24 protein-coding genes and 1 tRNA gene are annotated in these 22,748 nt (G+C 47.5%); 10 read left to right on the forward strand and 15 right to left on the reverse strand.

From position 1 onward, the window contains the following. Positions 1–7: 7 nt before the first annotated feature. From HWI92_RS17750 to HWI92_RS17775, 6 genes are all read right to left on the reverse strand, one after another. Positions 8–796 carry a relaxase/mobilization nuclease domain-containing protein gene (locus HWI92_RS17750; RefSeq protein WP_204657764.1) on the reverse strand — a complete coding sequence of 263 codons (789 nt, stop codon included), beginning with the start codon at positions 794–796 and terminating at the stop codon, positions 8–10. Beyond that, positions 793–1,122, reverse strand: coding sequence for a plasmid mobilization protein (locus HWI92_RS17755; RefSeq protein WP_204657766.1), 330 nt, complete (start codon positions 1,120–1,122; stop codon positions 793–795). The genes HWI92_RS17750 and HWI92_RS17755 overlap by 4 nt, the downstream gene beginning before the upstream one ends. Positions 1,123–1,338: 216 nt before the next feature. After that, complete coding sequence (locus tag HWI92_RS17760; RefSeq protein ID WP_204657768.1) at positions 1,339–1,569, reverse strand: hypothetical protein; 231 nt, start codon at positions 1,567–1,569, stop codon at positions 1,339–1,341. A gap of 281 nt (positions 1,570–1,850) precedes the next feature. Next, positions 1,851–2,561 (reverse strand): P-loop NTPase family protein, encoded by a 711-nt coding sequence (locus tag HWI92_RS17765; RefSeq protein ID WP_204657770.1) that lies wholly within the window; start codon positions 2,559–2,561, stop codon positions 1,851–1,853. Next, the gene (locus HWI92_RS17770; protein WP_204657772.1) at positions 2,558–2,941 is read right to left on the reverse strand and encodes a hypothetical protein; all 384 of its coding nucleotides are present in this window, start codon (positions 2,939–2,941) and stop codon (positions 2,558–2,560) included. Before HWI92_RS17770 ends, HWI92_RS17765 begins: the two co-directional genes overlap by 4 nt. After that, on the reverse strand, positions 2,865–3,839 hold the full coding sequence (locus HWI92_RS17775; RefSeq protein ID WP_204657774.1) for a DUF8464 domain-containing protein: 975 nt from the start codon (positions 3,837–3,839) through the stop codon (positions 2,865–2,867). The genes HWI92_RS17770 and HWI92_RS17775 overlap by 77 nt, the downstream gene beginning before the upstream one ends. A 108-nt stretch (positions 3,840–3,947) precedes the next feature. On the opposite strand from HWI92_RS17775, the gene HWI92_RS17780 reads away from it, so the two are divergent. Next, entirely contained in the window at positions 3,948–4,190 is a 243-nt protein-coding gene (locus HWI92_RS17780; protein WP_204657776.1) for a hypothetical protein, read from the forward strand. 97 nt (positions 4,191–4,287) lie between these two features. Here the strand turns inward: HWI92_RS17780 and HWI92_RS17785 are convergent, their stop codons facing one another. From HWI92_RS17785 to HWI92_RS17795, 3 genes are all read right to left on the reverse strand, one after another. Next, positions 4,288–5,265 (reverse strand): AAA family ATPase, encoded by a 978-nt coding sequence (locus tag HWI92_RS17785; RefSeq protein WP_204657778.1) that lies wholly within the window; start codon positions 5,263–5,265, stop codon positions 4,288–4,290. Between the two features lie 45 nt (positions 5,266–5,310). Next, entirely contained in the window at positions 5,311–5,604 is a 294-nt protein-coding gene (locus HWI92_RS17790; RefSeq protein WP_090154758.1) for a helix-turn-helix domain-containing protein, read from the reverse strand. 401 nt (positions 5,605–6,005) lie between these two features. Next, positions 6,006–6,078 (reverse strand) — tRNA-Phe (locus HWI92_RS17795). Positions 6,079–6,315: 237 nt separating this feature from the next. Between HWI92_RS17795 and HWI92_RS17800 the strand changes: the two genes are divergently transcribed. The 4 genes from HWI92_RS17800 to HWI92_RS17815 are packed head-to-tail and all read left to right on the forward strand — an operon-like array spanning position 6,316 to position 9,499. After that, positions 6,316–7,650, forward strand: coding sequence for a 4Fe-4S dicluster domain-containing protein (locus tag HWI92_RS17800; protein WP_204657780.1), 1,335 nt, complete (start codon positions 6,316–6,318; stop codon positions 7,648–7,650). A gap of 1 nt (position 7,651) precedes the next feature. Next, on the forward strand, positions 7,652–8,443 hold the full coding sequence (locus HWI92_RS17805; protein WP_204657782.1) for a (Fe-S)-binding protein: 792 nt from the start codon (positions 7,652–7,654) through the stop codon (positions 8,441–8,443). A gap of 31 nt (positions 8,444–8,474) precedes the next feature. Then, positions 8,475–8,975 (forward strand): hypothetical protein, encoded by a 501-nt coding sequence (locus HWI92_RS17810; RefSeq protein WP_204657784.1) that lies wholly within the window; start codon positions 8,475–8,477, stop codon positions 8,973–8,975. Between the two features lie 50 nt (positions 8,976–9,025). Then, on the forward strand, positions 9,026–9,499 hold the full coding sequence (locus tag HWI92_RS17815) for a gliding motility lipoprotein GldH (protein WP_204664661.1): 474 nt from the start codon (positions 9,026–9,028) through the stop codon (positions 9,497–9,499). On the opposite strand, the gene HWI92_RS17820 is transcribed toward HWI92_RS17815, so the two are convergent. Continuing rightward, the gene (locus HWI92_RS17820; protein WP_204657786.1) at positions 9,496–10,719 is read right to left on the reverse strand and encodes an AI-2E family transporter; all 1,224 of its coding nucleotides are present in this window, start codon (positions 10,717–10,719) and stop codon (positions 9,496–9,498) included. The genes HWI92_RS17815 and HWI92_RS17820 overlap by 4 nt on opposite strands. Before the next feature lie 158 nt (positions 10,720–10,877). On the opposite strand from HWI92_RS17820, the gene HWI92_RS17825 reads away from it, so the two are divergent. Further along, on the forward strand, positions 10,878–11,588 hold the full coding sequence (locus tag HWI92_RS17825; RefSeq protein WP_204657788.1) for a response regulator transcription factor: 711 nt from the start codon (positions 10,878–10,880) through the stop codon (positions 11,586–11,588). Here HWI92_RS17825 and HWI92_RS17830 read toward each other — a convergent pair whose 3' ends face one another. Beyond that, the gene (locus HWI92_RS17830) at positions 11,589–14,078 is read right to left on the reverse strand and encodes an AsmA family protein (protein WP_204657790.1); all 2,490 of its coding nucleotides are present in this window, start codon (positions 14,076–14,078) and stop codon (positions 11,589–11,591) included. A 201-nt stretch (positions 14,079–14,279) separates the two neighbouring features. Between HWI92_RS17830 and lysS the strand changes: the two genes are divergently transcribed. Next, positions 14,280–16,004, forward strand: a complete 1,725-nt coding sequence (lysS, locus tag HWI92_RS17835; RefSeq protein WP_204657792.1) for a lysine--tRNA ligase — start codon at positions 14,280–14,282, stop codon at positions 16,002–16,004. Positions 16,005–16,065: 61 nt separating this feature from the next. Here lysS and HWI92_RS17840 read toward each other — a convergent pair whose 3' ends face one another. After that, a complete protein-coding gene (locus tag HWI92_RS17840) occupies positions 16,066–16,260 on the reverse strand; it encodes a cold-shock protein (protein WP_204657794.1) in 195 nt (64 codons plus the stop codon). Positions 16,261–16,613: 353 nt separating this feature from the next. On the opposite strand from HWI92_RS17840, the gene HWI92_RS17845 reads away from it, so the two are divergent. Further along, the gene (locus HWI92_RS17845) at positions 16,614–16,835 is read left to right on the forward strand and encodes a PspC domain-containing protein (RefSeq protein WP_204657796.1); all 222 of its coding nucleotides are present in this window, start codon (positions 16,614–16,616) and stop codon (positions 16,833–16,835) included. Here HWI92_RS17845 and HWI92_RS17850 read toward each other — a convergent pair. The 3 genes from HWI92_RS17850 to HWI92_RS17860 form a co-directional block, all read right to left on the reverse strand. Continuing rightward, positions 16,819–17,844 carry a glycosyltransferase family 2 protein gene (locus HWI92_RS17850; protein WP_204657798.1) on the reverse strand — a complete coding sequence of 342 codons (1,026 nt, stop codon included), beginning with the start codon at positions 17,842–17,844 and terminating at the stop codon, positions 16,819–16,821. The genes HWI92_RS17845 and HWI92_RS17850 overlap by 17 nt on opposite strands. Positions 17,845–17,855: 11 nt before the next feature. After that, positions 17,856–18,203 carry a YbaB/EbfC family nucleoid-associated protein gene (locus tag HWI92_RS17855; protein WP_204657800.1) on the reverse strand — a complete coding sequence of 116 codons (348 nt, stop codon included), beginning with the start codon at positions 18,201–18,203 and terminating at the stop codon, positions 17,856–17,858. A 111-nt stretch (positions 18,204–18,314) separates the two neighbouring features. Beyond that, positions 18,315–20,255 carry a T9SS type B sorting domain-containing protein gene (locus tag HWI92_RS17860; protein ID WP_204657802.1) on the reverse strand — a complete coding sequence of 647 codons (1,941 nt, stop codon included), beginning with the start codon at positions 20,253–20,255 and terminating at the stop codon, positions 18,315–18,317. 185 nt (positions 20,256–20,440) lie between these two features. Here HWI92_RS17860 and HWI92_RS17865 point away from each other — a divergent pair, with 185 nt between their 5' ends. Beyond that, positions 20,441–21,688, forward strand: coding sequence for a bifunctional 3,4-dihydroxy-2-butanone-4-phosphate synthase/GTP cyclohydrolase II (locus HWI92_RS17865; RefSeq protein ID WP_204657804.1), 1,248 nt, complete (start codon positions 20,441–20,443; stop codon positions 21,686–21,688). 28 nt (positions 21,689–21,716) lie between these two features. Further along, a complete protein-coding gene (locus HWI92_RS17870) occupies positions 21,717–22,700 on the forward strand; it encodes a bifunctional heptose 7-phosphate kinase/heptose 1-phosphate adenyltransferase (RefSeq protein WP_204657806.1) in 984 nt (327 codons plus the stop codon). Positions 22,701–22,748 lie beyond the last annotated feature (48 nt).

A 22,748-nucleotide genomic window follows, 5' to 3' on the forward strand; every position in this document is an offset into this window, starting at 1 on the left:
GTGGAGATCATAGGACTGGCTTAAGTCGATTTCCGCGATTCAATCCCTTTTGAAAGTTCTCCTCCAATAAATTTTGCAACTGCCTTGCGGAAAATCCAACGTCCTGCCCCTTCAGTGATATTCCCGAATAGTGGTAACTAGTGTACTTCAATTTTCCATCTTCCATAGCAAACTTACACTCTATTCCCTTATCTATCAGCTGGCGCTCTAAATCTTCGAAAGTAGTAGTTTTTTGCTTCAGAGCGTTCCTAATTGCAACATTAATCACTTTTTGGGCCGTTGCTTGGTGGTCTCCAACTTGGCGCATTTTTCCAGCTTCCAGTCTTATTACCTTTGTAAAACCCAACTCTTTCGATATCTCCTTACACACCCGAACATTCCGCGCATAATTATGCGATGTTTCGAGAGCTTTTCCTCCACCGACCGGTGCACGGTTAATGTACACATGAACATGCTTATGCGGCCGATCATGATGCTGAAACACCACTACCTGATGATCCTCCGTACTTGCACCCATCTTCTCACAATACCGGTTAGCCGCCTCAATCATCTGCTCTTTACTCGGATTCTCTCCCGGCTTCCAGCTAAGTGAAGTATGCCAAACTGGTTTCTTACACCGGCTGAACTCCGCCTCCCGCTGCATTTCCAGCGCCATTCCCTTCGGATCTTCTGAAACCAGGTTATGAGTCAAAAGCAGCTCCGATTTCTCTTCTATCTCCTTCCCATTGACGCGCAAGCCGGCACCGTAGCAGATCGCTCCCAGGAAATCTGCCCCTATCGTTGTTTTCGCTATCATTTCACCAGGATCCGTTTAAGCTGCTCCAAAACTTCCATAATCGGCTTATGATAAAAGAAGCCGTTGTTGGCATTTGCGGCTAACTGGTTTAGGTTTCTGCCGATACCCACTAAGTTTCGCTTCTCGTCTTTGTTGAACCTGGCTTCGACCGGATGGCCGATGCCCAGCCTCCGTAAATATTCGGACACGGAAAACCCTGCTAACATTGCTTTCGATTTAATTGTCGCGTACTGACTCTGCGTAACTCGCAGCGGGATTGTGCGATCTTTATTCGTCTTTTTGGATTGACGCGGCCGATCAGCCGCATTGTCGAAATGCTCTTTCATAGTTGTCGATAAGTTGATGGATTGTTGGGGGTTCGGGGTGTCACCCCGACAAGACAAGGGAGGAACGACCGGTGTGTTTGTAACTGCAAATTCGGAGCGAAGCGCAGAAATTGTAGTTACAAACACATGGCTTGCTTAATGAAAGCCAGTCGAAAGGTTAGAAACCGGCCGAATACGGTCGAACCTGGTCGAAAAAAGTCGAAATCAGATCGTTAATTACTGATTATCAATATGAAGCGGAACCAAAACCAATTTTTGCTCTTTGTGGTATTGATACTCTTCTCCGACCTTCATTGAAGTGATATCGGTAGCAGGGCGAAGTACCAGATACGTGGCATTCTTTTCCTCATGCACTTCTGCATTCTGAATCAGCTCTCGAAATTGAGCGAAATCAGGGTAACTGTCTTGGAACCGGGCAATAGCCTGGTATTTCTCTCCCTGGTTCACGAAATAGGCGATCAATAATATTCCTACCAAAGTGACCAATGACGGAGGCAAAAGCCGAGACATGCCAAATCAAAATGCCTGCCGGTCACTTTTGAAATGCACTTGGTTGATTTGCCCTTTGATCAAATGAGCCGCTTTCCCAATTTCGCTGTTGGATTGCGCAACATTTTTGCCAGTCATGAAAGTGCTCGTGCAGCTCTGTCAGCATTACCGCCGTCCATTCATCCATTTCAAAGCCATATTTAGCCTGATACGCGCCCCTCATTCTTGTGATTGCGTCCTTACTGATTGTTGAGCTCATCTTTGAAATGGTCGTTAAGTTCTTCCTTCAATCTCAGCTTTGCACCGGTCTGATATTCGCCAATGCTGTAACCTTTCCTTATGCCGTCGAGTATATGGCTGCCCAAATTTGACCCGGGATCAAAGTCGGCAAACTTCCGGAATCGTAATCCCAGGGCTTTGCAATTCCTTTCCAACTCTTCGCCGAGCTGCGCAATATTGTTGAACGTGGTAATGCTTTGCCAGACGGTCACTTTAAACTCATTTTGCAAAGCCCTCAGAAGCTTGTGCAAATAATCGACGCTCGATTTATACATACCACCACCGCCAATAACAATATGGAAGTTGGCTTTGCAGCCCAATTCGTCGACGAAATCCTTAAATGGGATATCCCGTTCAATTAATGCGGGAAGCTGCTCCGATTCGGGCGCACCGAGGTCAAAATAGATACGGTCAAAAGCCGTTTCGGCGAGACTTTCGAGATACGAGATAAGGCTGTCCCTTACCAGTACTTGTTTTTCATTGAGAAGCGAAACCGCCTCTGTCCGCAAATCGCCCAAAAATCTCAGCTGGCGGGTCGACGTACCGGTTGAGCTGTCAAGATCAACAAATAGCGACCTTTCAGAATTTTGCTCAGCAACCGCAAGCAGATATGTTAGCAGGCTTTTACCCACTCCTCCCTTCGCTTGAAGGATAAAATTTAATTGTTTCATCTTTTTGTGAATTTTGATTTAATACCTTCCATTGCCACACTTATTTCGTCCACGTCCGTCCAATCAACTTCTTCAAGATCAGGTTGGATGGTGTTGACCTCCTTGCTAATAATTAGCGAATTCGAATTATTCCGAGGGGGCATGTCCGCGACCAGGTTTGGTCTCTCGTTCTCAGCCTGCCGTTTCCCAAAATAGTGGCGACAGTATTTGATATCGGCCGCATTGACAATTCCTTGCTTTCCTAATTCCAGATTGATCATTTCGACTACCGCATCTATCGAGACATCAAGCCTTATTTTGTCCCTAAAAAGTGCGAAGAGCATTTTCCGGCGCTTCCGGTCCTTTCTCGCGTACAAGCGCAACAGCAGGTCTTTGGTCATTGAGGTGTTGGTTTTGAGTGAGAAAATCATTCAAGTCTTTGCAGCCAGCATACATTACTGCCATGTCAATCACATTCGGATAGTTGTGCTTGATATAAGCCGCTGTTTCGAATCCGGCTGTATCGTTATCAAGAAACAGGTACTTCGAACCAGGCGCTGCAAGAAATTCATGGGTTCGCTTTAACTGCGATGTGGAATTCAGGATCAGGAAATTCGCATTGGATATCTGGAACACTGGAAGCATCCAGTACGAGAGAAAATCCATAAACCCTTCGAAAACGAGCAGCTTATTGCCATAGTTATCGATGTAGGAAACATCTTTCGGAGCAATGCATGATTTGAAATTGACACTCCGGATTTCGACGCCTCCGGCCCTATTCCTGAAACCAACGGCCTTGTACTGGCGACCGCCATTCTCATAGTTGACCTGAAAGCAATATCTTCGTGCTACTTCCCCTGATATACCTCGACTGCTTAGATACCGCAGCAAATAGTCATGTTCAAAGATACCTTCGGACGTTATACGCAACCCGGAGCTCACATCCAGCCGAACCCTTACTTCTGTTTTTTGCGGTTGAAAAGAAGAAAGTCCGTCAGTGATCAGTCTTATGACCTCCTTCACATCCGAATTTTGGAACAACCGGCAAGCCAGGTCGACCAGGTTGCCTCCGACACCTAGCGCATGATCATACCAGAGATTTTTGCGAGTATCAACCTTGAATGACGCCCGGCTCTCTGGCTCTCGTATCATGCTGATATACCAATAGTTATCACCTTTGACGGACGCTGGCCGGAAGCCACGATGCGCCAAAAAGGCCACGATTTCATACGATTGATTGATCTGTCTTGCATTCATAACTTTTCTTTTTTCACCCGCAGACGTTCCGTTCCGTTCCATGTTCCACACGTTCCACTTGTTCCATTTTATCCAAAAAATTGCTTATCTAATTGATTATTAATGCGTTCCATTTTTTAGCGAGATTTCTAGGTGAAAAATGTGGAACAAATGGAATTTCTGGAACAAGTGGAACGCCTGGAACGGAATGGAACAAGCGGAACAAATGGAACGAGATGGAACATCGCCAGCAAAATGGAATTAGTGGAACGGATGGAACGAACGGAACAAATGGAACAAGTGGAACGAGATGGAACATCTCAGACCAAAATGGAACGGGCGGAACGAATGGAACTTTTGGAACAAATGGAATTTTTGGAACAAGTGGAACAAGGCCGAACCTGCCGACTTTAATTGCCAGATGTTGTCATTTTGTTCGAGCATTTTTCTCGCAATCCCCTCGCAAAAATTAGGAGGGGTTGTGAGAAAAATGCGGACCCGTTCGAGTCCATTACTCGTTTAGCCAGCGATGAATGGTGCCTTTACCCCTATTCAATATTCTCGCAATCTGATCGATGGTTTTTCCCTGATCACGAAGCTCGCGTGCTAAGTCCTTCTGTTCCTCCTTCACAGGCATTACCTCAGTGCCTATGTGCTGCGCTTCGTCGATGTCGTCCTGAACAAACTCGAACCATAGCGAATCCGGATTCAGGCGGATCAGTTTGGCACCGTCCGTCTCTTCGCAATGCCTGGATTTAGAGCGCTTGAAGATCCGGTACTGGATATCCTGTTTACTCCTCCTGAGAAACATATCGCTATCCGTCAAATCAGATTTCACGCCGGAGCCGCTTTGAAGGTCGCTATCAGTCAGCAAATTTCGGGTATGCTTCCGCGTATGGTCAGTAATGATAATTGTTGTGTCCAGCAGATCACGTAGTGTCAGGATCAGGTGCATTGCCTTCGCGACTTCCTTACCGTTGTTCGTATCGGAATTCAGAAAGGCTACCCTGAAATTGTCCAGAACGATTAGGACAGGCTTCTGGACCATCGACAACTCAATGATCGCCTGTGCTTCTTCCTCCAAGCCTTTCTTGGTCGTGTAGACATAGCTATGGTATTCCGAAGATCCTATTTCCTTAGGCGGTGCATCAAACAGCTGCCGTAGCCTTCGACTCATTGTATCCTCACTGAGCTCGCAATTGATGAACAACGTGTTTCCGTGATATTCGATTGGTTCATTCCACAGAGATGGCCATTTCGCTGAAATAGCAATACAGGCTTGGAGGCCTAAAAGCGTTTTCCCGGTACCACGCTCTGCAGCGAAGATTATCGCAGAGTTTTCAAGCACATAATTCCCGAGCAAACGCCTAAGCGGAGCAAGCGTCTTCCCTTTCTCCGCGAGATCCTTCATTGTGTTTAGGGAAGATTTATGTAAAATCTTTCCTTCCGAATGGTTGGAGAAACCATTCAGGGCAGTTAAATTTGTCATACTTAGATTTTTAAGATTTTTGTAGGGGGTAATGCGGACGAGGCATTATCCCTTTTTCTTTGTTTTCTGATTTGAGTACATGTAATCCAGCACCTCGGACTTAATGAAGTAAATCCTCCGATGTAGCCTCCGATAGGGCAAGCCCGATCTTTGCCATTGGTGCAGCGTGACCAGCGAAACGTTCAGCTCACGCGCCATTTCAGCCCGTGATAGCAGTGGCTCTTCCTGCGAGCCTTTCAGACCTTGATTCGGGCTGAACACATTTCTAAACTCCTCTTGAATCACCTCTCGGGTGAAGCTCTTGAACTCGTCGAATTCGATTAAAACCAGTTTTGACATGACACGTTTGTTTTCGGTTGATGTTGGTCAAAGGTTGGGGGAAGGGAGGCGAAAAATCAAGTATGAAAAAGTATGAACTTTGCTTCAACTGGTGTTAAATGCATCCAGAAGCCGTTTAGGCACATTTTGCCTTATCTCGCGATAAAGTAGCGAAAGCGATAATTCCGGCTCGGAATTAAGGAAATCAGAAAATGATTGGACTGTTTTTGGGATTGATGCTGGTCGCGAAGTAGAAATTTCGCTCCCAGGTCGAGCGGCAAATGAAGATTTTGCGCTGCTAAAATTAAAGAGATTGTCCGCCGCAGATAGGCAATTTCGGCGCGACTGTAAACCAGAATGCAAACCAAACAAAAAACCGCTCGATAATTCAAAGATTATCAAGCGGTTGGCTTTGCATTCTGTGGTGATGGACGGAATCGAACCGCCGACACAAGGATTTTCAGTCCTTTGCTCTACCGACTGAGCTACATCACCAGGCTCAATTGGTTCCCTTTGGGACTGCAAAGGTAGATGTCTGCCTTAGCTTTACAAATTATTTTTCAAATAATTTCCATTGAAAAATACCTGACAATGTCAATCTCATTCACTTCCAGAAGCTTAGCTCCGGAACTTTCTTATCCAATCATTCAGCACGCTTGCAGACAGGCATATTTTTTACATAAATTGTCGTTGGTATGCTAGCATACTGCTACTATTAATGTTTTCTTCAGCATGACGATCATTCAGCAAATCCTGTTTATACTATCCCTGGGCATTGCCGCCTGGCTGGTATCACGCAGGATTCTGATCATCAGTAAAACCATTCGCCTCGGTAAAGACGAAAATTTAACCGACCAGCCAGGCCAGCGGCTCGCTACCATGATGCGCATTGCATTCGGACAAAAAAAAATGTTCGATAAGCCGTGGGTGGGATTGCTTCACTTCATGGTTTACGCAGGCTTTTTACTTATTAATATAGAAGTACTTGAAATCATCCTGGATGGTATTACCGGCAGGCACAGGCTGTTTGAACCCCTGCTAGGTGACTTTTACCCGGTTCTGATCGGATTTTTCGAGATCCTTGCGCTGGCAGTATTAGTTGCCTGCAGCATTTTTCTGGTGCGGCGAAGTACCGGCATTGTCAGCAGACTGCAACCGACCCGCCATCGCGAACTTCGCAACTGGCCTCAGCTTGATGGCAAGCTGATCCTTATTGCTGAGATTGTGCTTATGATGGCGATCCTGACCATGAATGCGGCTGACAGTACCTTGCAGGACCTGGACAACCCGCACTATCCACAAACCGGTACATTTCTGATCAGCCAGTTTTTGAAGCCGGTTTTTGCCGGATGGAATGAGCACGGATTGGTGATTTATGAGCGTATAGCCTGGTGGGTGCATATTCTCGGCATCTTTGCATTCGCTTTGTACGTCACCTACTCCAAGCATCTGCACATCGCACTGGCATTTCCGAACACTTACTTTACGCGGCTGGTGCCCAAAGGTGAAATGAAGAATATGCCCGAAATTACCAGTGAAGTCAGGATTATGCTGGGTATTGACAACCCTCCTCACAGTGAAGTGCAGGCGGTACCGGAGCGATTTGGAGCACGGGATGTGCAGGATCTTTCCTGGAAAAACCTGATGGATGCCTACTCCTGTACCGAATGCGGGCGTTGTACAGCAGCTTGTCCGGCAAATATAACCGGCAAAAAACTCTCTCCCCGCAAGATCATGATGGATACCCGTGATCGTCTCGAAGATATCGGTCAAAACATGCTGGCCAATAAGGGTACATTTAGTGACGACGGAAAAGCATTGATTGGCGATTACATTCTTGAAGAGGAAATTCTTGCCTGTACTACCTGCAATGCCTGCGTGCAGGAATGCCCTGTGCTGATCAACCCGCTGGACATTATTTTGCAGCTCCGGCGGTACAAAGCCATGGATGAGGCTAAGGTGCCTGCTTCATGGAATATGATGTTTCAGAATATTGATACCAACCAGGCCCCGTGGAAGTTTGCACCCGGCGACCGGTTTAACTGGGCTGAAAGCTTGCCGAAGTAGCATGATGGATTATAAAGTTCCGACCATGGCCGAAATGGCCGCCCGTAATGAAACACCTGAAATCCTCTTCTGGGTAGGATGTGCAGGTGCATTTGATGATCGGTACAAAAAAGTCACCATTGCATTTGCCAAGATTCTGAACCATGCCGGCATCCGCTTTGCCGTGCTGGGGACTGAGGAAAGCTGTACGGGAGATCCGGCACGCAGAGCCGGTAATGAATTTGCATTTCAAATGCTGGCCATGTCCAACATCCAGGTGCTGGATATGTATAGCGTGAAAAAGATCGTGACGGCTTGTCCGCATTGTTTTAATACATTGAAAAACGAGTATCCCGGACTGGGCGGCAATTATGAAGTAATCCACCATTCCGAGTTCCTGCAGCAGCTGATCAATGAAAGGAAAATACGTCCGGCCGATGGTCAGCCTTTTCAGGGGAAGAAAATTACTTTTCACGATTCCTGCTATCTTGGCCGGGCAAACGGGATTTATAATGCTCCGCGCGAGGTGCTCCATGCTCTGGACGCTGACCTGGTTGAAATGAAAAGGTCGCGGGCAAAAGGCCTTTGCTGCGGTGCCGGTGGCGCCCAGATGTTTAAGGAACCTGAAAAAGGCACCAAAGACATTAATATCGAGCGCATTGAAGAAGCATTGAGCACCGGTGCCGAGACGATCGCCGTCGGATGCCCTTTTTGTATGATCATGATGACCGACGGTCTGAAAAATAAGAACAAAGAAGATTCTGTCAGGATTTACGACCTTGCCGAACTTATTGCACAGGCAGGTAATTTCTAGTATCATCAACTACCCGCAAATCACTTGTATTATGTACATACCTTTTAGTGAAATAGACTTAAATGCGCGTGTCTGGATCTACCAGGCCGGCAGAAAGCTCACCGACCATGAAGCTGGCGTGATCACCGAAACCCTCAAATCAGCACTTGATCTCTGGGAAGCACACGGCAAAGCGCTTACCGCTTCCGGAAAGGTTTTTGAACACCGCTTTGTGGTAATTGCCGTAGATGAGCGCGACGAACTGCCGAGCGGCTGCTCGATTGATAAGTCGGTGCATTGGCTGCAGGAAATCGGAGCGCGCATGAATATCGACTTTTTTGACCGGTCGCTGGCGTACCTGGATGCGCACAATGAAGTACAGACAGTCCCCGTAGCAAGCATCAAACAGGCTGTAACGAGCGAGGTAATCGTGCCGTCTACAGTCATTTTTGACAATCAGGTAGCTACCAAGGCGCAGTGGATGAACCGCTGGAAAACGCCCGCAGCCGGCAGCTGGCTCAGCAGATACTTTTCACAGCAAACCAGTCTGTAATCTTGCCAGTAAAAACGCACCGCCTGTCTTTCTCAAATTACTTCCGGAGCCTGATCTGCCTCGCAGGTCTGGCTTTGCTTACATTTTCCTGTGATAAAAATGTGGTTTACAAAGCCCATGAAGACGTAGAGGACGGCCTTTGGTATATCAGGAACAAACCCAGCTTTAAAGTTGAAATTACCGATACGCTGGCCCGCTATAACCTGTATTACCTGGTCAGGAACACTTTGCAATATCCTTATTACAACCTGTATCTGACCCGCAATTTTACCGGACCGGATCAGAAGCCTATTTCAAAAACGCTGGAAGAAGTATACCTCTCCAATGAAGTAACAGGCAAGCCTTTCGGCCATGGGCTGGGTGATCTGTTTGATCACAAAATACCTTTTCTGAAAAACTATCAGTTTAAAAGATCGGGGACTTACACGATTGAGCTTTCTCAGTCTATGCGCCAAAACCCCCTGCCCTTCATCATGAGTGTGGGCATCAGCGTAGAAAAAGTGGAAAATCAACCTGCTCCTTAAACCGGATTTGGACCACCCGAGGGTGCAGGAGGACCATCAGGACGCTTGCGGGGCTTGTTACGATAGCGGCGATAAGGCTTCTTTTTGACCGTCTCGGCAGCTCCGGGCTCTCTTTTGATCCCGGCATTTTCCTCAGCAACTTCATGTACCGGCTCCCCGAGCAAAAATCCATAGGGTTCGAGGCTGGGAGTGGCATCAAAGATCACCTTCAGAATAGCAGTTACAGGCAGCGCCAGGATCAAACCCGAAAGTCCCCACAACTGTCCGCCCAGGAACAAAGCAACGATCGCGGCCAGCGGATTTACACTTACCTTAGAGCCTACAATATTAGGCGTGATAAAATTGCCTTCCAGAAACTGCACAAAGCTCATAATACCAATTACCCCCACAGCATACCAGGGCGAATCCATGGTTACAATGGCCAGTAAAGCCGGCAATACCGATCCGATCAAAATACCGATGTAAGGTATCAGGATCAGAAAACCCGCCAGAAATCCGAAGAAAATGGCATGCGGAACACCCAGCAGCAACAAGCCGATGCTGTTGAGTACGCCCACGATCAGAATTACCAGAAAAAGGCCTGACAGATAGCTTTGTATGACTTCATAGATTTTTTTGAGCAAGTTGTTCAGGCGGTCATTGGGTACGTCGCGCACGGCTTTGTGTACAAACCTTCTGAAGAAATCACGGTATAGCAGGAAAAAGAACATATAAAGGGGTATCAACACAAAAGTTGAAATGGCGCCGGTAGTCGTAACAAGGGTGTTAAGCAATACGGCCCGGCCTTCACTCAATGCATTGATCAGGTATTTTTTGGCTTCACTGACCTGCTGCGTACGACTCACATTGAAGTACCGCTCACCCAATGCCGACACCTGGTCAATGATCAGCTCAGCCTTTTCCGTAATCCGCGGCAGCTCTTCGGCAAAGCTGCCGATCTGCATGGAGACGACGTAACCCAGCAGCACGATCACGACAAACAAAGCCAGGATACTTAGTAGAATAGACCCTATCCTGGGTACTCCCCGACGTTCAAGCCAGGCACATACCGGGTGCAGCAGGATCGCCAGCAAAATGGAAAATGCCAGCGGTATGAGTGTTTCACGCAGAATAAAAAGAATGTAAACCGTGGCAATAAGAATGACCAGCGTACTGGCCAACTTCAGGGAAGCAGTACCTTCCCTATCTTTGTCCCGGAAGGGACGAAAAGTAGCATTCATGAACAGGTAAATTTATATTTCCGATTGGCAAAAACCGTTCCCAGCTGACACTTACCGCATTACTCAATCCTGGTGTTATCTTTATGTTAACAATGGGCGTTCATACATTAAGTGAGTATCACATCTGCTAATTTCGAACTGTTTTTAAGGAAAACTCAATGAGCACCGCAAAATCTGCCGCATCAGCTCCGAAAGTTTTGGTTGTTGATGACGACTCGGATATAGTTGAATTATTAGAATATAACCTCACTAAGGAAGGCTATACAGTACAAACCGCCTCGAATGGGAAAAAGGCGATTGAACTCGCAAAAACTTTTATCCCTGACCTGATCCTGCTCGATATCATGATGCCGCAGCTGGACGGGATTGAGACCGGCCGACTCCTGCGTCAGAACCCGGATATCAGGAATACATACATTCTCTTTCTCACCGCCCGTGCCGAAGAATACTCGGAGGTAGCTGCGTTTGACGTAGGTGCGGATGATTACATTACCAAGCCTATCAAGCCGCGTGCATTGATGAGCCGCATTAATGCATTTTTCAGGAGAGAAGCACAAAAAGCTGATTCGGGCGACCAGATCGACATTCTTGATCTTGCTATCAACCGTAAAAACTATACGGTAACCCAGGCAGGTGAAAAATCCACGGTGCTGCCCAAAAAGGAGTTTGAGCTGCTGTTCTTCCTGGCACAAACCCCTAATAAGGTATTCAGCCGGGATGAGCTGCTGCAGAAAATCTGGGGAGCAGATATTTATGTGCTCGAACGTACTGTGGATGTGCATATCCGCAAGCTCAGGGAGAAACTGGGTGAACAATATATCAAAACCCTGAAAGGGGTTGGCTATATGTTCAGTACCGAGCAGGAATAGTTACTTCTCGATACTTTCGGGATCCAGCTCTTCCTCCTCTTTCCTGGATTTATCCTTGTCTTTTTTCTTCCTGAATGCCAGCTTGATGTTTACCTCGCCGTTTTCATCCACGGCTCGCAGGAAAATTTTGGGTCCCTCCTTTTTATCGGGATTGTTCGGATCGAGCACGTAGGTCGAGTCGCGTTTTTTCAGGTTGCTCAGCGGAATTCCGATGTTGATGTCGGTTTTATTGCCGAAACTGTAAATACCGTCAATAAACAGCGTAACCACATTCGACTCGATTTCCATCGGGGCAATGAATATTTCCTGTCCTTTCAGCCTGAACTCGTTCCGGATCGGCGCCAGCTTTACTTCCTCAAAGTTCCGCTTTTTAAAAATGAGCTTTTTCATCTTCATGAAAGGCTCAAAATTGATAATGTGGCCATTCGTCAGATTGATATGCAGCAGCCCGCTCATACTGGACGGAATCAGCTTGATGTTATTGTCAATGTTGGCCTCAAAGTTGAAATCGGTGCTCAGTCTGCCTTTCAGGTTGTTGTGGGTGATCGTCTTTTGACTAAAATCATCAAAGGAGTAAAAAACAGAATGCACATTTGCATTGGCGATCTTTCCCTTTACTGCTATATGCGGATACTTGCTGGCACCTGAGTTATCCATTTGTCCTGAAATGCGCACATTTCCGCCCCCAAATGCCTTCATGACAAAGTATTCGAGATTCATTGCATTGTCCCTGATCGTAAACTGGCCTTTCACGTTACTGGCAGTAAGGTTCCGGTAGCGCAACTTTTTGGCGTCCAGCTTGGCTACTACCTCCATCTGGTCAATGGCATCATCCAAAAGATCCGCCAGCTTTAAGCGTTTTTTTCGCTTTACGGGCACTTTCCTGGGAGCCAGGAGCGATTCGAGCCAGTTGAGCTGCCAGTTTGGAATGGTAATATCCACATTGGCAGACAATATTTTGGGCGAACCAAACAGGTAAGGGATCAGGTCCACGATCTGTCCGCGGACATACATCATGTTCTGACCATCGGACAAGCGAAGGTTGGGAAAAACAAAAACCTTCTCATTGAATGTAAAATCACCCTTGATCTGCCGCAAATGTACCTGCCGGGGCAGATAGTCTATGGAAATGTTGTTGACCGAAGTTTTGCCCCACAGCTTTCCGTTAAATCGGTCTGTTTTGGCATCATAGAATTTCTTAAGACTTCCGTCAAAATGAAACTCAACACGCGCACTTCCATTTTTGAAGCGGTACCTTGACGGATCCAGCAGGCCGTCCAGGTTTGTAGAGTCTGCCGATACGTAGCCGTCGAGCCGGGCGGTGGGATTAAAAAAATTAAAAACTGAAAGATTCAGGTTAAAAGGTACGGTTTCAAACTTCCCTGTAATATTGGGCGCAACCAGCCGCGAGTTTGCCACGCTGGCTTCTTTAGCCGTGTCACTCTGATTGGTAAAAACACCTTCGGCCTTCATGTCCCGGAGCGTGCCCACCGGAAGTTCGTATTTGAATGTGTTCGTACGGAAATATACGTCGGCTTTGGGCTGCTTTCCGGCAAGCTGTCCGGCTACTTTCACCTTGGCATTCACCTTTGTATGTACCCCAATGGAATCAATCTGCTCGCGCAGCCGCTTGCTAAGAAGCTTCACCGCATTGTCTACCTCAATCTGCTCTGCCTCAAAATTCATCCGGAATGTTCGCAGGGTATCTGCAAAATCAAACTCGCCGCTGATCAGGATTTTATCCTTTACCGTAGTTTCGAGTACAGAGGGAAATATCCGGAGGACTTGCTCATCTTCATCGAAACCTACCACAAAGCTCACATTTGTTTCCTGCTTATTCAAAAACCCTCCTTTTTTGGGTTTGAAGGTCAGTCCGTCAAATAATACAGTCCCGGTAAGCCGCGCAATACTGCCTGAGTCTGTTTCAGCAATGGTATTGACGGCATCGTGAAACAAAGCCCCAAAGTAATTCTGACGTACTGAATCCTGGTAGGTCACCTGAAAATTATGAAACTGCAGATTACCCAGCCGCTTGGCCATGGAGTCCGTCTCTTTTTCTGTTTTATCCTTTACAGGCTTTCCCGATGAAAAAATAGTAAGGTTGGAGTATCCGTCGCGCTGCTTGAAAATGTGCAGTGTAGCATCTTCCACGATCAGGTTTTTGATCTTGATATTACCCGTGTAAAAGTTTTTCAAATCAAGGGAAACGCGGATATTGGCAGCTTCCAGGAAGGGAATTTTGTGTTTCTGGTAAAGACTGTCGGTAAGTTTTACATTGACCAGCGCGAAGTTTAGTCCGAATTGACCGTGAAAAGGACGAAACTTGATGTCCTCGATTTCGAGATTCCCATTAATGCGGTCATTGACCAGCTCTTTTACTTTCAGAAAAATTGTTTCCCGGTTTTTATAGACCCAGAACTCTACCGCTCCGAACAAAAAGACTCCGCACAAGCCTACAATACCAAGGATTTTCAGAACTCTTGCAAACATGAAAGAAGGATTTGACGAGCCGGACAACTGCATTTTGTCACCGGCATTATTACAACTTACATCCATCAATAATAGTGTGCCAGCACACATACCGGCACCGATCTTAATAGCGGCTGATATACGCTAATGCCACCAAAAAGTACTAGTTTTGCCCACTCTTTTGAGAAACAGAGTTTTGCTATATAAAATCCATTGCTGACCATGTTACTGAGTGAACAGGAGATATTACGGCGCCAGAAACGCGAAGAACTTTCCAAGATGGGCATTGCGCCTTATCCCGCAGAGGAATTTTCTGTAAATGCTTATATTTCAGACATTTTAAAGAACTACGAAAACAATAAGCTGGACTATAAAAGTGTGTCTCTGGCGGGCCGTCTGATGGGTTTCCGGATCATGGGCAGCGCTGCATTTGCCGAGCTGCAGGACAGTACCGGCCGCATGCAGCTATACTTCCGCCGCGATGATCTTTGTCCCGGCGACGACAAGACATTGTACAATACCGTGTTCAAAAAATTGCTGGACATCGGTGATATTATCGGGATCAACGGATTCGTATTTACTACGCAAACCGGCGAGATCTCCGTGCATGTACAGGAGTTTAAAATACTGAACAAATCCCTGCGTCCGCTGCCCATTGTAAAGCGTGACGAGGATGGCAATACGTACGACGGATTTACGGATCCCGAGCTGCGCTACCGCCAGCGTTATGTGGACCTGATCGTCAATCCGGAAGTTCGTGACATCTTTATCAAACGCGCCCGGATTATCACCACCATGCGCTCGTACTTCGACACAAAAGGCTGGCTGGAAGTAGAGACACCGGTATTGCAGTCCATTCACGGCGGTGCCGCTGCCCGGCCGTTTGAAACCCACCATAATACCCTGGACATGGATCTGTTCCTTCGCATAGCCACGGAGCTGCACCTGAAAAGGCTGATTGTCGGTGGATTTGAAGGAGTATACGAGTTTGGAAAGTTGTTCCGGAACGAAGGAATGGACCGCACACATAATCCGGAGTTTACGACGGTGGAACTTTACGTTGCGTATAAGGACTACCTGTGGATGATGAAGACTACAGAGGAGGTTTTGGAAAAAGTGGCAGTGGCTGTCAATGGAACTTCCCTCGTGCAGTTTGGCGACAAGCAGATTGACTTCGCCGGGCCCTATCCGCGTTTGAGTATTACAGATGCTATTCACCAATATACCGGCCTCAATGTAGACGAGCTCGATGAGGCCACGATCCGTGAGCAGTGCCGCGCCTGGGGAATGGAAGTGAGTGATGCTATGGGTAAAGGCAAGCTGATCGATGAGATTTTTGGTGAAAAAGTGGAAGCTAATATCATCCAGCCCACGTTCATCACCGACCATCCCGTGGAAATGTCACCACTGACCAAAAAGCACCGGTCGAAGCCGGGAATGGTTGAGCGCTTTGAGCTGTTTGTCAACGGAAAAGAAATTGCCAATGCGTATTCGGAGCTGAACGATCCGATTGAGCAGCGCGAGCGGTTTGAGGATCAGCTTAAACTGAAAGAGCGCGGCGACGACGAAGCCATGGAAATGGATGATGATTTCCTGCGCTCGCTGGAATACGGCATGCCACCTACCGCGGGGATTGGTATTGGTATTGACCGCCTCACCATGCTCCTGACCAATAATGTAAGTATACAGGAAGTAATTTTCTTCCCGCAGATGCGTGCGGAGAAAAAGCCTGAAATGGCGCGTGAGATGGATTATATGAAAGAGGGAGTACCGGCTGTATGGATTCCTGCATTGCAAAAGCTGAACATTCTGACCATCGAGCAGCTAAAAACCGCCAATCCCAACAAGATCTTCAATGACCTGGGCGGCATACGCAAAAAGCTTAAAATTGAGGACAAGCTCCCGTCGCTTGATGACGTCAAAGCCTGGGTCTCGCAAGTCAGCTGATATGACAAAAAAAATGCCGCAAGGAGCTTGCGGCATTTTTTTCTTTTCGTGTAAAATTTGGTTATACCTTTTTTACCTGAACAGCGTTAAGTCCTTTTTTACCTTCAACGACTTCGAATTCTACCTGGTCATTTTCACGGATAGTAAGTCCTCCCAATCCTGTTACATGGACGAAAATGTCCTTGTTTGTGTCGTCTTCTACGATGAAGCCGTATCCCTTAGCTTCATTGAAAAATTTTACAGTACCTGTTGGCATAACGGTTGAAATAAAAAAATTAAAATAAGGTGAAAATACAAGAGATCTTGTAAGCGTTTCAAGATAAGATTTCGATGCTTAACCAAATAATTGAGGGAGGCTCAACCCGTTGGCAAAAGAAATTTTGGCATTTTTAATCAAGACATACTGATTATAATGAACAACTTACAAAGTCTTTAATCACAAAGAAACAAAAATTGTTCGGAAAACAATTTATTTGCCGGAAGATTTTGAGAATTTACGAGTTAGCGGTATTTTTCTGGTGACCGGTCGTTAAATAAACTTAATAGCCGGGAATAGATTTTGATGCTGAAAATTGACTAACTATGAAGTAAAATTTTGGCATAAATCCTATGAACAAACTTCGATACTATGTTGAAGACCAGATTTTTGGGGTCTGCGCTAAACTAGGAGAAAAGCTTAATTTTCCGGCGAGCAGTGTTCGTCTGTACTTCATCTATGCTACTTTCATGACCTTCGGGTCGCCCATCATCCTGTACCTGGTACTGGCATTCTGGATGGAGCTGGGCCACCATCGCCGGCGGCATAACAGCCCCACTATCTGGGAGTTATAGCAGTTTTGATACCAGGCAGCTCCCTGAATCTGTGTTTACCCATCAGGAAGTACTCCACAACCACACTTTTGAAGTACAGCGGTGCCCGGTTGGTGGTCCTTTTTGAACGCTTCATCAATCCCGGTATCATCCTGTAAAACGCAAAATGTGCCCGGATGATCGCAATTACATCCGGCCAGGCTCCCGCAGCCATAAACCGCACGCTGGAAAGTCCGTCCAGCACCAGCCTGATCAGGATCGTTTTCCATCTCCGGCCTACCGGAAGATTCTTGAACAGCATGATCAGGTTGTTACGGTAATTCAGGAATGTCTTTTTTGGATTCGATTTGTGCAGGGTTCCGCCTCCAACGTGGTAAACGACTGATTTGCCGCAATAGGTAATCCGGTACTGCATGTTCAGCAGCCGCCAGCACAGGTCAATTTCCTCCATGTGCGCGAAAAAGGATTCATCAAAACCCGCAGCACGGTGAAATGCTTCGGCACGTACAAACAGGCACGCTCCCGTAGCCCAGAAAACGTCCTGCTCATCGTCGTACTGACCTGTATCCTCTTCCCGGGTATCGAAAATGCGCCCCCGGCAAAAAGGATATCCCAGGTAATCCATATAGCCGCCGGCCGCGCCGGCATACTCGAAATGCGTAGGCAGGTCAAATGCACGGATCTTGGGCTGACAAGCTGCAATGCGCTCATCGGTTTCCATAAAGCTGATCACAGGATCGATCCAGTTTTCGGTGACCTGGATATCGGAGTTCAGCAGAATGTAGTATTTGGCCGGAATGTGCTTTAATGCTTCATTGTACCCTCCTGCATATCCTTTGTTCTCGGAAATTGTGAGGGTTTTGATGCCCGGATAAGTAGCTGTAACCCAGGCCAGGGAACCGTCTGAAGACGCATTGTCCGCGATCCAGACGTCGTGGCCGCCAGCATACTTTACGATGTCCGGAAGAAATTGCTCGAGATAGTGCCTGCCGTTATAATTCAGGATTACAATTGCAACAGAGGAAGTCATTGGGAAGGGTGTTATTTCATGAACCCTCCCAGATCAAGTCCCGGGATATTGGGCAGCATTCCGTCTGTCGCTTTTTGAAGGTGCTCTTTAATTTTAGGTTCAATATCGCTCAAAGCGCGGTTAACAGCCGCTACCACAAGGTCCTGCAGCATTTCGATATCGTCGGGATTAATCAGGTCTTTGTCAATTTCCAGGGATACGAGCGTCTTCTGACCATTTACTTTGGCTTTAACCAGCCCTCCTCCTGACTCAGCTGTTTCCGTGATATTGACAAGCTCACTTTGCGCTTCTTTCATACGGGACTGAAGGTCTTTCATTTTGCCCATGAGCCCCATCATGTCTGCCATATTACCAAACATAAATCTTCTGATTTAAGAATGTTATAAAATATAAAATTCCCCGCTGCATTTCATTTCTGCGGAGGATCATAAAAGTACCACTTTTTTCAACAGCTTGATCCCATACAGCACTTACCTGATCAGCAGAAAACTGCCTTCTTTCATTACTTTCTGACCATTGCTGTCGGTAAGTTCCAGTTTATAAAGGTAATACCCGCCGGGTGCTTTTCCGGTTTTGATATTCCCGTCCCAGCTGTCTGCCATGTTATTTGATTGAAAAACCACCTCACCCCAGCGACTGTACACCGAAAGATGGTAGTCATCGATAAAGTAGCCTTTGATTTCAAACCGCTCATTGTATGCATCTCCGTTTGGGGTAAATGCATCCGGCACCTGTACAATCGCATCTTTCCGGAAGCGCAGCACATTCGAAAAACTCTGCAGGCCCGGATTCAGGGATTGTGCTTTTACCTGAAATGAAAAAATTGTGGGTGCATTCAGGTCAAGCTGGTAGGAGGTACCGAGCTGCATGGGTATCTGATCCTGGATACTGCCATCCTGCCTTTTTGCAACCAGGTCATAGGAAGCCAGACCGCCGGTGAAAGGCGAATCGGCATTCCAGAACACATTCTGTGCGCCTCCGCTGAGCAAGATTGTGCATACCGGCTGGCTGGTCGCAGGTGATTTCAGCTTGCAGGCATTTTCGTAGCTGAAACGATAGCAGTACGATTGTGCATCCGTATTTACATTGCTATCCTTAAACTGCAGGGTAGTATTTGCAGGAGGCGAAACCTGCTGAAAATCGCTGCTGCCCGCCAGCGCACGCTCCACAATAAGGTTGTACGAACTTGTCAAACCTTCGCCGGAGAGCTCCACCAACGTAGCTACATTTCCATTATCCTCTACACTGACACTCGCATTTGTAATAATTTCCGGCGCCGAAGTTTTGGGTTCCAGCGTAAGAGAGGCGGAGTAAGAGCGCACGTCGTTTTCCACTACCGCCACAATCTCGTACTGGTACGTATTGCCGCATTGTACGTCCGTATCCTGAAATGTGAGCTGGTCGGGTGTCGAATACACGATTGTTCCGTTTCTTTTTACCTGGTACTCCACTATGGCGTTTGTATTGGCCAGATGCTCCCAGGCAACCGTGATAATCTCATCCAGGGCAGTTGGAACTTCTTTTACTGTGAGGCTGCTGACTACCGCGCTTTCCACCAGGTTATCGCAGATATTACGGGACGAAAGCTTGAACCGGTACGACTTCGCCGCATCCAGTCCGCTGATGCTTGCTGCCTGCGAGCCGCCTGCCTGTCCGGTTTTTCCGGTGCTTACAAACTGCCCGTCGCCCCGGTCAATCAGCACTTCGGTAGGTACTCCCTCTATGCCGTCGTACAAGACCTTTGCTTCCCCCGCTGCCGACATTTCCACACTCCGTATCCGGATTGCAGACAGGCTCTGACCGGCACTACCCTGAAGAGAAATACTGCTGACGCTCTGCCTGCATTGACCATTGGCATACCTCCCCGAAACCACCACCACAGGTGTGCTTCCCGGAGTATAATTATGGGTAAGACCAAGATCCGTTGTGGCACTTACACTGATCGATTGGCGCTGGCCGTCGCCCCAGTCAACGTCTATGAAATTATATGCTCTTGAAATACTGTCGCGCGCAATGGTCAGCATGGCCCGTCCGCTCGGACAGGTAGTCAGCTCGGCCCTGGGTGCCCTGGTTTCAAAAACAACCACATCAGCGCACTGGCTGAACCCGGTACCGCCCGCACTTCCGTACTGTAAAATGGTATAAGTACCCGGTTTGCTGTAGGTGTAGGCAGAGTCCTGCGTAATCCCGGTGGTAGGTGCTGTTGTTTGTGTACGGTCAAATTCAAATGCGTAGGTGAGGCTTTCGGCCTTGTGTACCTGGTTGCTGACCTGGACGGTCAGCGGCGCACAACCCTGCGCAGGAGTAATGGTAAAACCTCCCGTACTCTGACAAAACTGCGCCGAAACATCAGGCCGGAACAGTAAAACAACGTTGAGAATAAGTGCTGTAACTAGTAGACGAACATTCATATGAGCGTGTATGTGGCCCGGAAAAAGCCGGAAAAAGGTGCCAGGCACCGCTGCTGAAACGTATATGCAACATCCTTTGTTAATGCGGAGAGAGGTCTCAAAAATAGAACTTTCAATATTAACAATGTACCTTTGCAGCTTAAAAACGAGTTTTTTGCAGAAACTATTTTTCATCAACCCGATTAATGAACAATAATAACAATACCATCGTACTGGATTCCATTGAAGATGCAATCGAAGCAATCCGCAGGGGTGAAATGATCATTGTGGTCGATGATGAAGACCGGGAAAATGAAGGTGACTTTATTTGCGCAGCCGAACTGATAACTCCTGAAATCGTCAATTTCATGGCCCGTGAAGGCAGAGGGCTCATTTGCGTACCGCTTACAGAGGAACGCTGCACAGCGCTTGAACTTGAAATGATGGTTGGCAACAACACCGCATTGCACGAAACTGCATTCACCGTATCGGTTGATTTGCTGGGCAATGGCTGTACCACCGGCATTTCGGCCAGTGACCGTTCCAAAACCATCCAGGCACTTGTGAATCCTGATACAAGGCCCGAAGATCTGGGCCGGCCCGGCCATATTTTTCCGTTACGCGCCAAAAAAGGCGGCGTACTCCGCCGCACCGGACATACCGAAGCTGCTATTGATTTTCCAAGACTGGCCGGACTGGCACCCGCCGGTGTACTGGTTGAGATCCTCAATGAAGATGGCTCTATGGCCCGTCTTCCGCAACTGAGAGAAATTGCCAATCGCTTCAATCTGAGGCTGGTCAGTATCAAAGACCTGATCGAGTACCGCCTCCGCAAAGAGTCGCTGATCAAAAGGGAGATCGGTGTGGATATGCCTACCAAATGGGGGCACTTTGACCTGATTGCCTATCGCCAGATCAACACCGGCGACCTGCACCTGGCATTGGTGAAAGGTACCTGGGAAAAAGATGAACCTGTGCTGGTGCGCGTGCATTCTTCCTGTGTTACAGGCGATATTTTCGGCTCATGCCGGTGCGATTGCGGTCCTCAGCTGCATGCAGCCATGGAAATGGTCGACAAAGCAGGAAAAGGTGTGATCGTGTATATGAACCAGGAAGGACGCGGTATCGGTCTTTTAAATAAACTCAGAGCCTATAAACTGCAGGAAATGGGTCGTGATACGGTGGAAGCCAACCTTGAACTCGGCTTTTCAATGGATGACCGTGATTATGGTGTGGGCGCTCAGATCCTGCGCGACCTGAACATTACCAAGCTGCGGCTGATTTCCAACAATCCCAAAAAACGGGCAGGACTGATCGGGTATGGTCTTGAAATTGTGGATTCACTCAATATTGAGATTCCTGCCAACCCGTTCAATGAAAAATATCTTCTTACCAAAAGGGACAAAATGGGTCATAACCTGAGCAACCTTTCCATCCCGGTCAACAAAGGGTAACTGCTGCCCGGCTTCTTATTTGCATTGCATGGATATTAACGAGGTTTTTGAGGCGTTTAATTCGCTTCGTGTATTGGTGATCGGCGACCTGATGCTCGACTCCTATGTTTGGGGAAAAGTGGAAAGGATTTCGCCGGAGGCGCCCGTACCTGTTGTAACAGTTCAAAGAAGAGAGTACCGGCTGGGCGGTGCAGGAAATGTACTTTTGAATGTACAATCACTGGGTGCCGAAGCAATAATCTGCTCGGTTATCGGAAGTGACGCTGCCGGCCAGCTGCTGGAAGACAGCCTTACCGCCAAAGGCCTGAACTGTGAAGGCCTGATCCGTAGCGAATACCGCGTAACAACCATCAAAGAGCGCATTATTGCCGGGTCGCAGCAGATTGTGCGGGTTGATACCGAAACCGATAAGCCCATTTCACAGAATGAAACACAGCAGCTGATCGAGAAAGTCAAGTCGCTGACACGATCCTGCCAGGTGATTATTTTCGAGGACTACGACAAAGGTGTGATCACGCCTGAATGCATTGCTGAAATAACTGCCTTTGCCAATGCGCATGGTATACCGACGGTGGTTGATCCCAAGAAAAGAAATTTCCTTTCCTACGAACATGTTACCCTTTTCAAACCCAATCTGAAAGAGCTGCGGGAGGGATTAAAGGTTGATTTCAATGTAGATGAACCTGCCGAACTTGAAGCAACCGTACAGCTTCTCAAAGAAAAGCTGCAAGTGAAAGGAGCACTGATCACCCTTTCGGAGCGGGGTGTATTCATTGACTTTCAGGATGAAAAACATCAGCTGCCCGCACACAGGCGGCACATTACAGATGTATCGGGCGCCGGCGATACGGTAATCAGCATTGCAGCCTGCTGCATAGCCCTCGGACTCCCGGCCAAAACGATTGCAGCCGTATCAAACCTGGGGGGCGGGCTTGTCTGTGAAATGGTGGGAGTGGTCCCGATCGACAAAAGCCGCCTGAAATCAGAAACTCAGAAAATGCAGCTGCTATAACGAAAATCGGCCCTAACAAAAACAGGATGGCTGCCTGCTGCGTAATTT

The sequence above is a fragment of the Dyadobacter sandarakinus genome (assembly GCF_016894445.1).
Taxonomy (GTDB): domain Bacteria; phylum Bacteroidota; class Bacteroidia; order Cytophagales; family Spirosomataceae; genus Dyadobacter; species Dyadobacter sandarakinus.

Bases quoted from the DNA above. Each gene is read 5' to 3' on its own strand.
- HWI92_RS17750 (WP_204657764.1), bottom strand. From the start codon at position 796: ATGATAGCGAAAACAACGATAGGGGCAGATTTCCTGGGAGCGATCTGC.
- HWI92_RS17755 (WP_204657766.1), bottom strand. From the start codon at position 1,122: ATGAAAGAGCATTTCGACAATGCGGCTGATCGGCCGCGTCAATCCAAA.
- HWI92_RS17765 (WP_204657770.1), bottom strand. From the start codon at position 2,561: ATGAAACAATTAAATTTTATCCTTCAAGCGAAGGGAGGAGTGGGTAAA.
- HWI92_RS17770 (WP_204657772.1), bottom strand. From the start codon at position 2,941: ATGACCAAAGACCTGCTGTTGCGCTTGTACGCGAGAAAGGACCGGAAG.
- HWI92_RS17775 (WP_204657774.1), bottom strand. From the start codon at position 3,839: ATGGAACGGAACGGAACGTCTGCGGGTGAAAAAAGAAAAGTTATGAAT.
- HWI92_RS17780 (WP_204657776.1), top strand. From the start codon at position 3,948: ATGGAATTTCTGGAACAAGTGGAACGCCTGGAACGGAATGGAACAAGC.
- HWI92_RS17785 (WP_204657778.1), bottom strand. From the start codon at position 5,265: ATGACAAATTTAACTGCCCTGAATGGTTTCTCCAACCATTCGGAAGGA.
- HWI92_RS17790 (WP_090154758.1), bottom strand. From the start codon at position 5,604: ATGTCAAAACTGGTTTTAATCGAATTCGACGAGTTCAAGAGCTTCACC.
- HWI92_RS17800 (WP_204657780.1), top strand. From the start codon at position 6,316: ATGACGATCATTCAGCAAATCCTGTTTATACTATCCCTGGGCATTGCC.
- HWI92_RS17805 (WP_204657782.1), top strand. From the start codon at position 7,652: ATGATGGATTATAAAGTTCCGACCATGGCCGAAATGGCCGCCCGTAAT.
- HWI92_RS17810 (WP_204657784.1), top strand. From the start codon at position 8,475: ATGTACATACCTTTTAGTGAAATAGACTTAAATGCGCGTGTCTGGATC.
- HWI92_RS17820 (WP_204657786.1), bottom strand. From the start codon at position 10,719: ATGAATGCTACTTTTCGTCCCTTCCGGGACAAAGATAGGGAAGGTACT.
- HWI92_RS17825 (WP_204657788.1), top strand. From the start codon at position 10,878: ATGAGCACCGCAAAATCTGCCGCATCAGCTCCGAAAGTTTTGGTTGTT.
- HWI92_RS17830 (WP_204657790.1), bottom strand. From the start codon at position 14,078: ATGTTTGCAAGAGTTCTGAAAATCCTTGGTATTGTAGGCTTGTGCGGA.
- lysS (WP_204657792.1), top strand. From the start codon at position 14,280: ATGTTACTGAGTGAACAGGAGATATTACGGCGCCAGAAACGCGAAGAA.
- HWI92_RS17840 (WP_204657794.1), bottom strand. From the start codon at position 16,260: ATGCCAACAGGTACTGTAAAATTTTTCAATGAAGCTAAGGGATACGGC.
- HWI92_RS17845 (WP_204657796.1), top strand. From the start codon at position 16,614: ATGAACAAACTTCGATACTATGTTGAAGACCAGATTTTTGGGGTCTGC.
- HWI92_RS17850 (WP_204657798.1), bottom strand. From the start codon at position 17,844: ATGACTTCCTCTGTTGCAATTGTAATCCTGAATTATAACGGCAGGCAC.
- HWI92_RS17855 (WP_204657800.1), bottom strand. From the start codon at position 18,203: ATGTTTGGTAATATGGCAGACATGATGGGGCTCATGGGCAAAATGAAA.
- HWI92_RS17860 (WP_204657802.1), bottom strand. From the start codon at position 20,255: ATGAATGTTCGTCTACTAGTTACAGCACTTATTCTCAACGTTGTTTTA.
- HWI92_RS17865 (WP_204657804.1), top strand. From the start codon at position 20,441: ATGAACAATAATAACAATACCATCGTACTGGATTCCATTGAAGATGCA.
- HWI92_RS17870 (WP_204657806.1), top strand. From the start codon at position 21,717: ATGGATATTAACGAGGTTTTTGAGGCGTTTAATTCGCTTCGTGTATTG.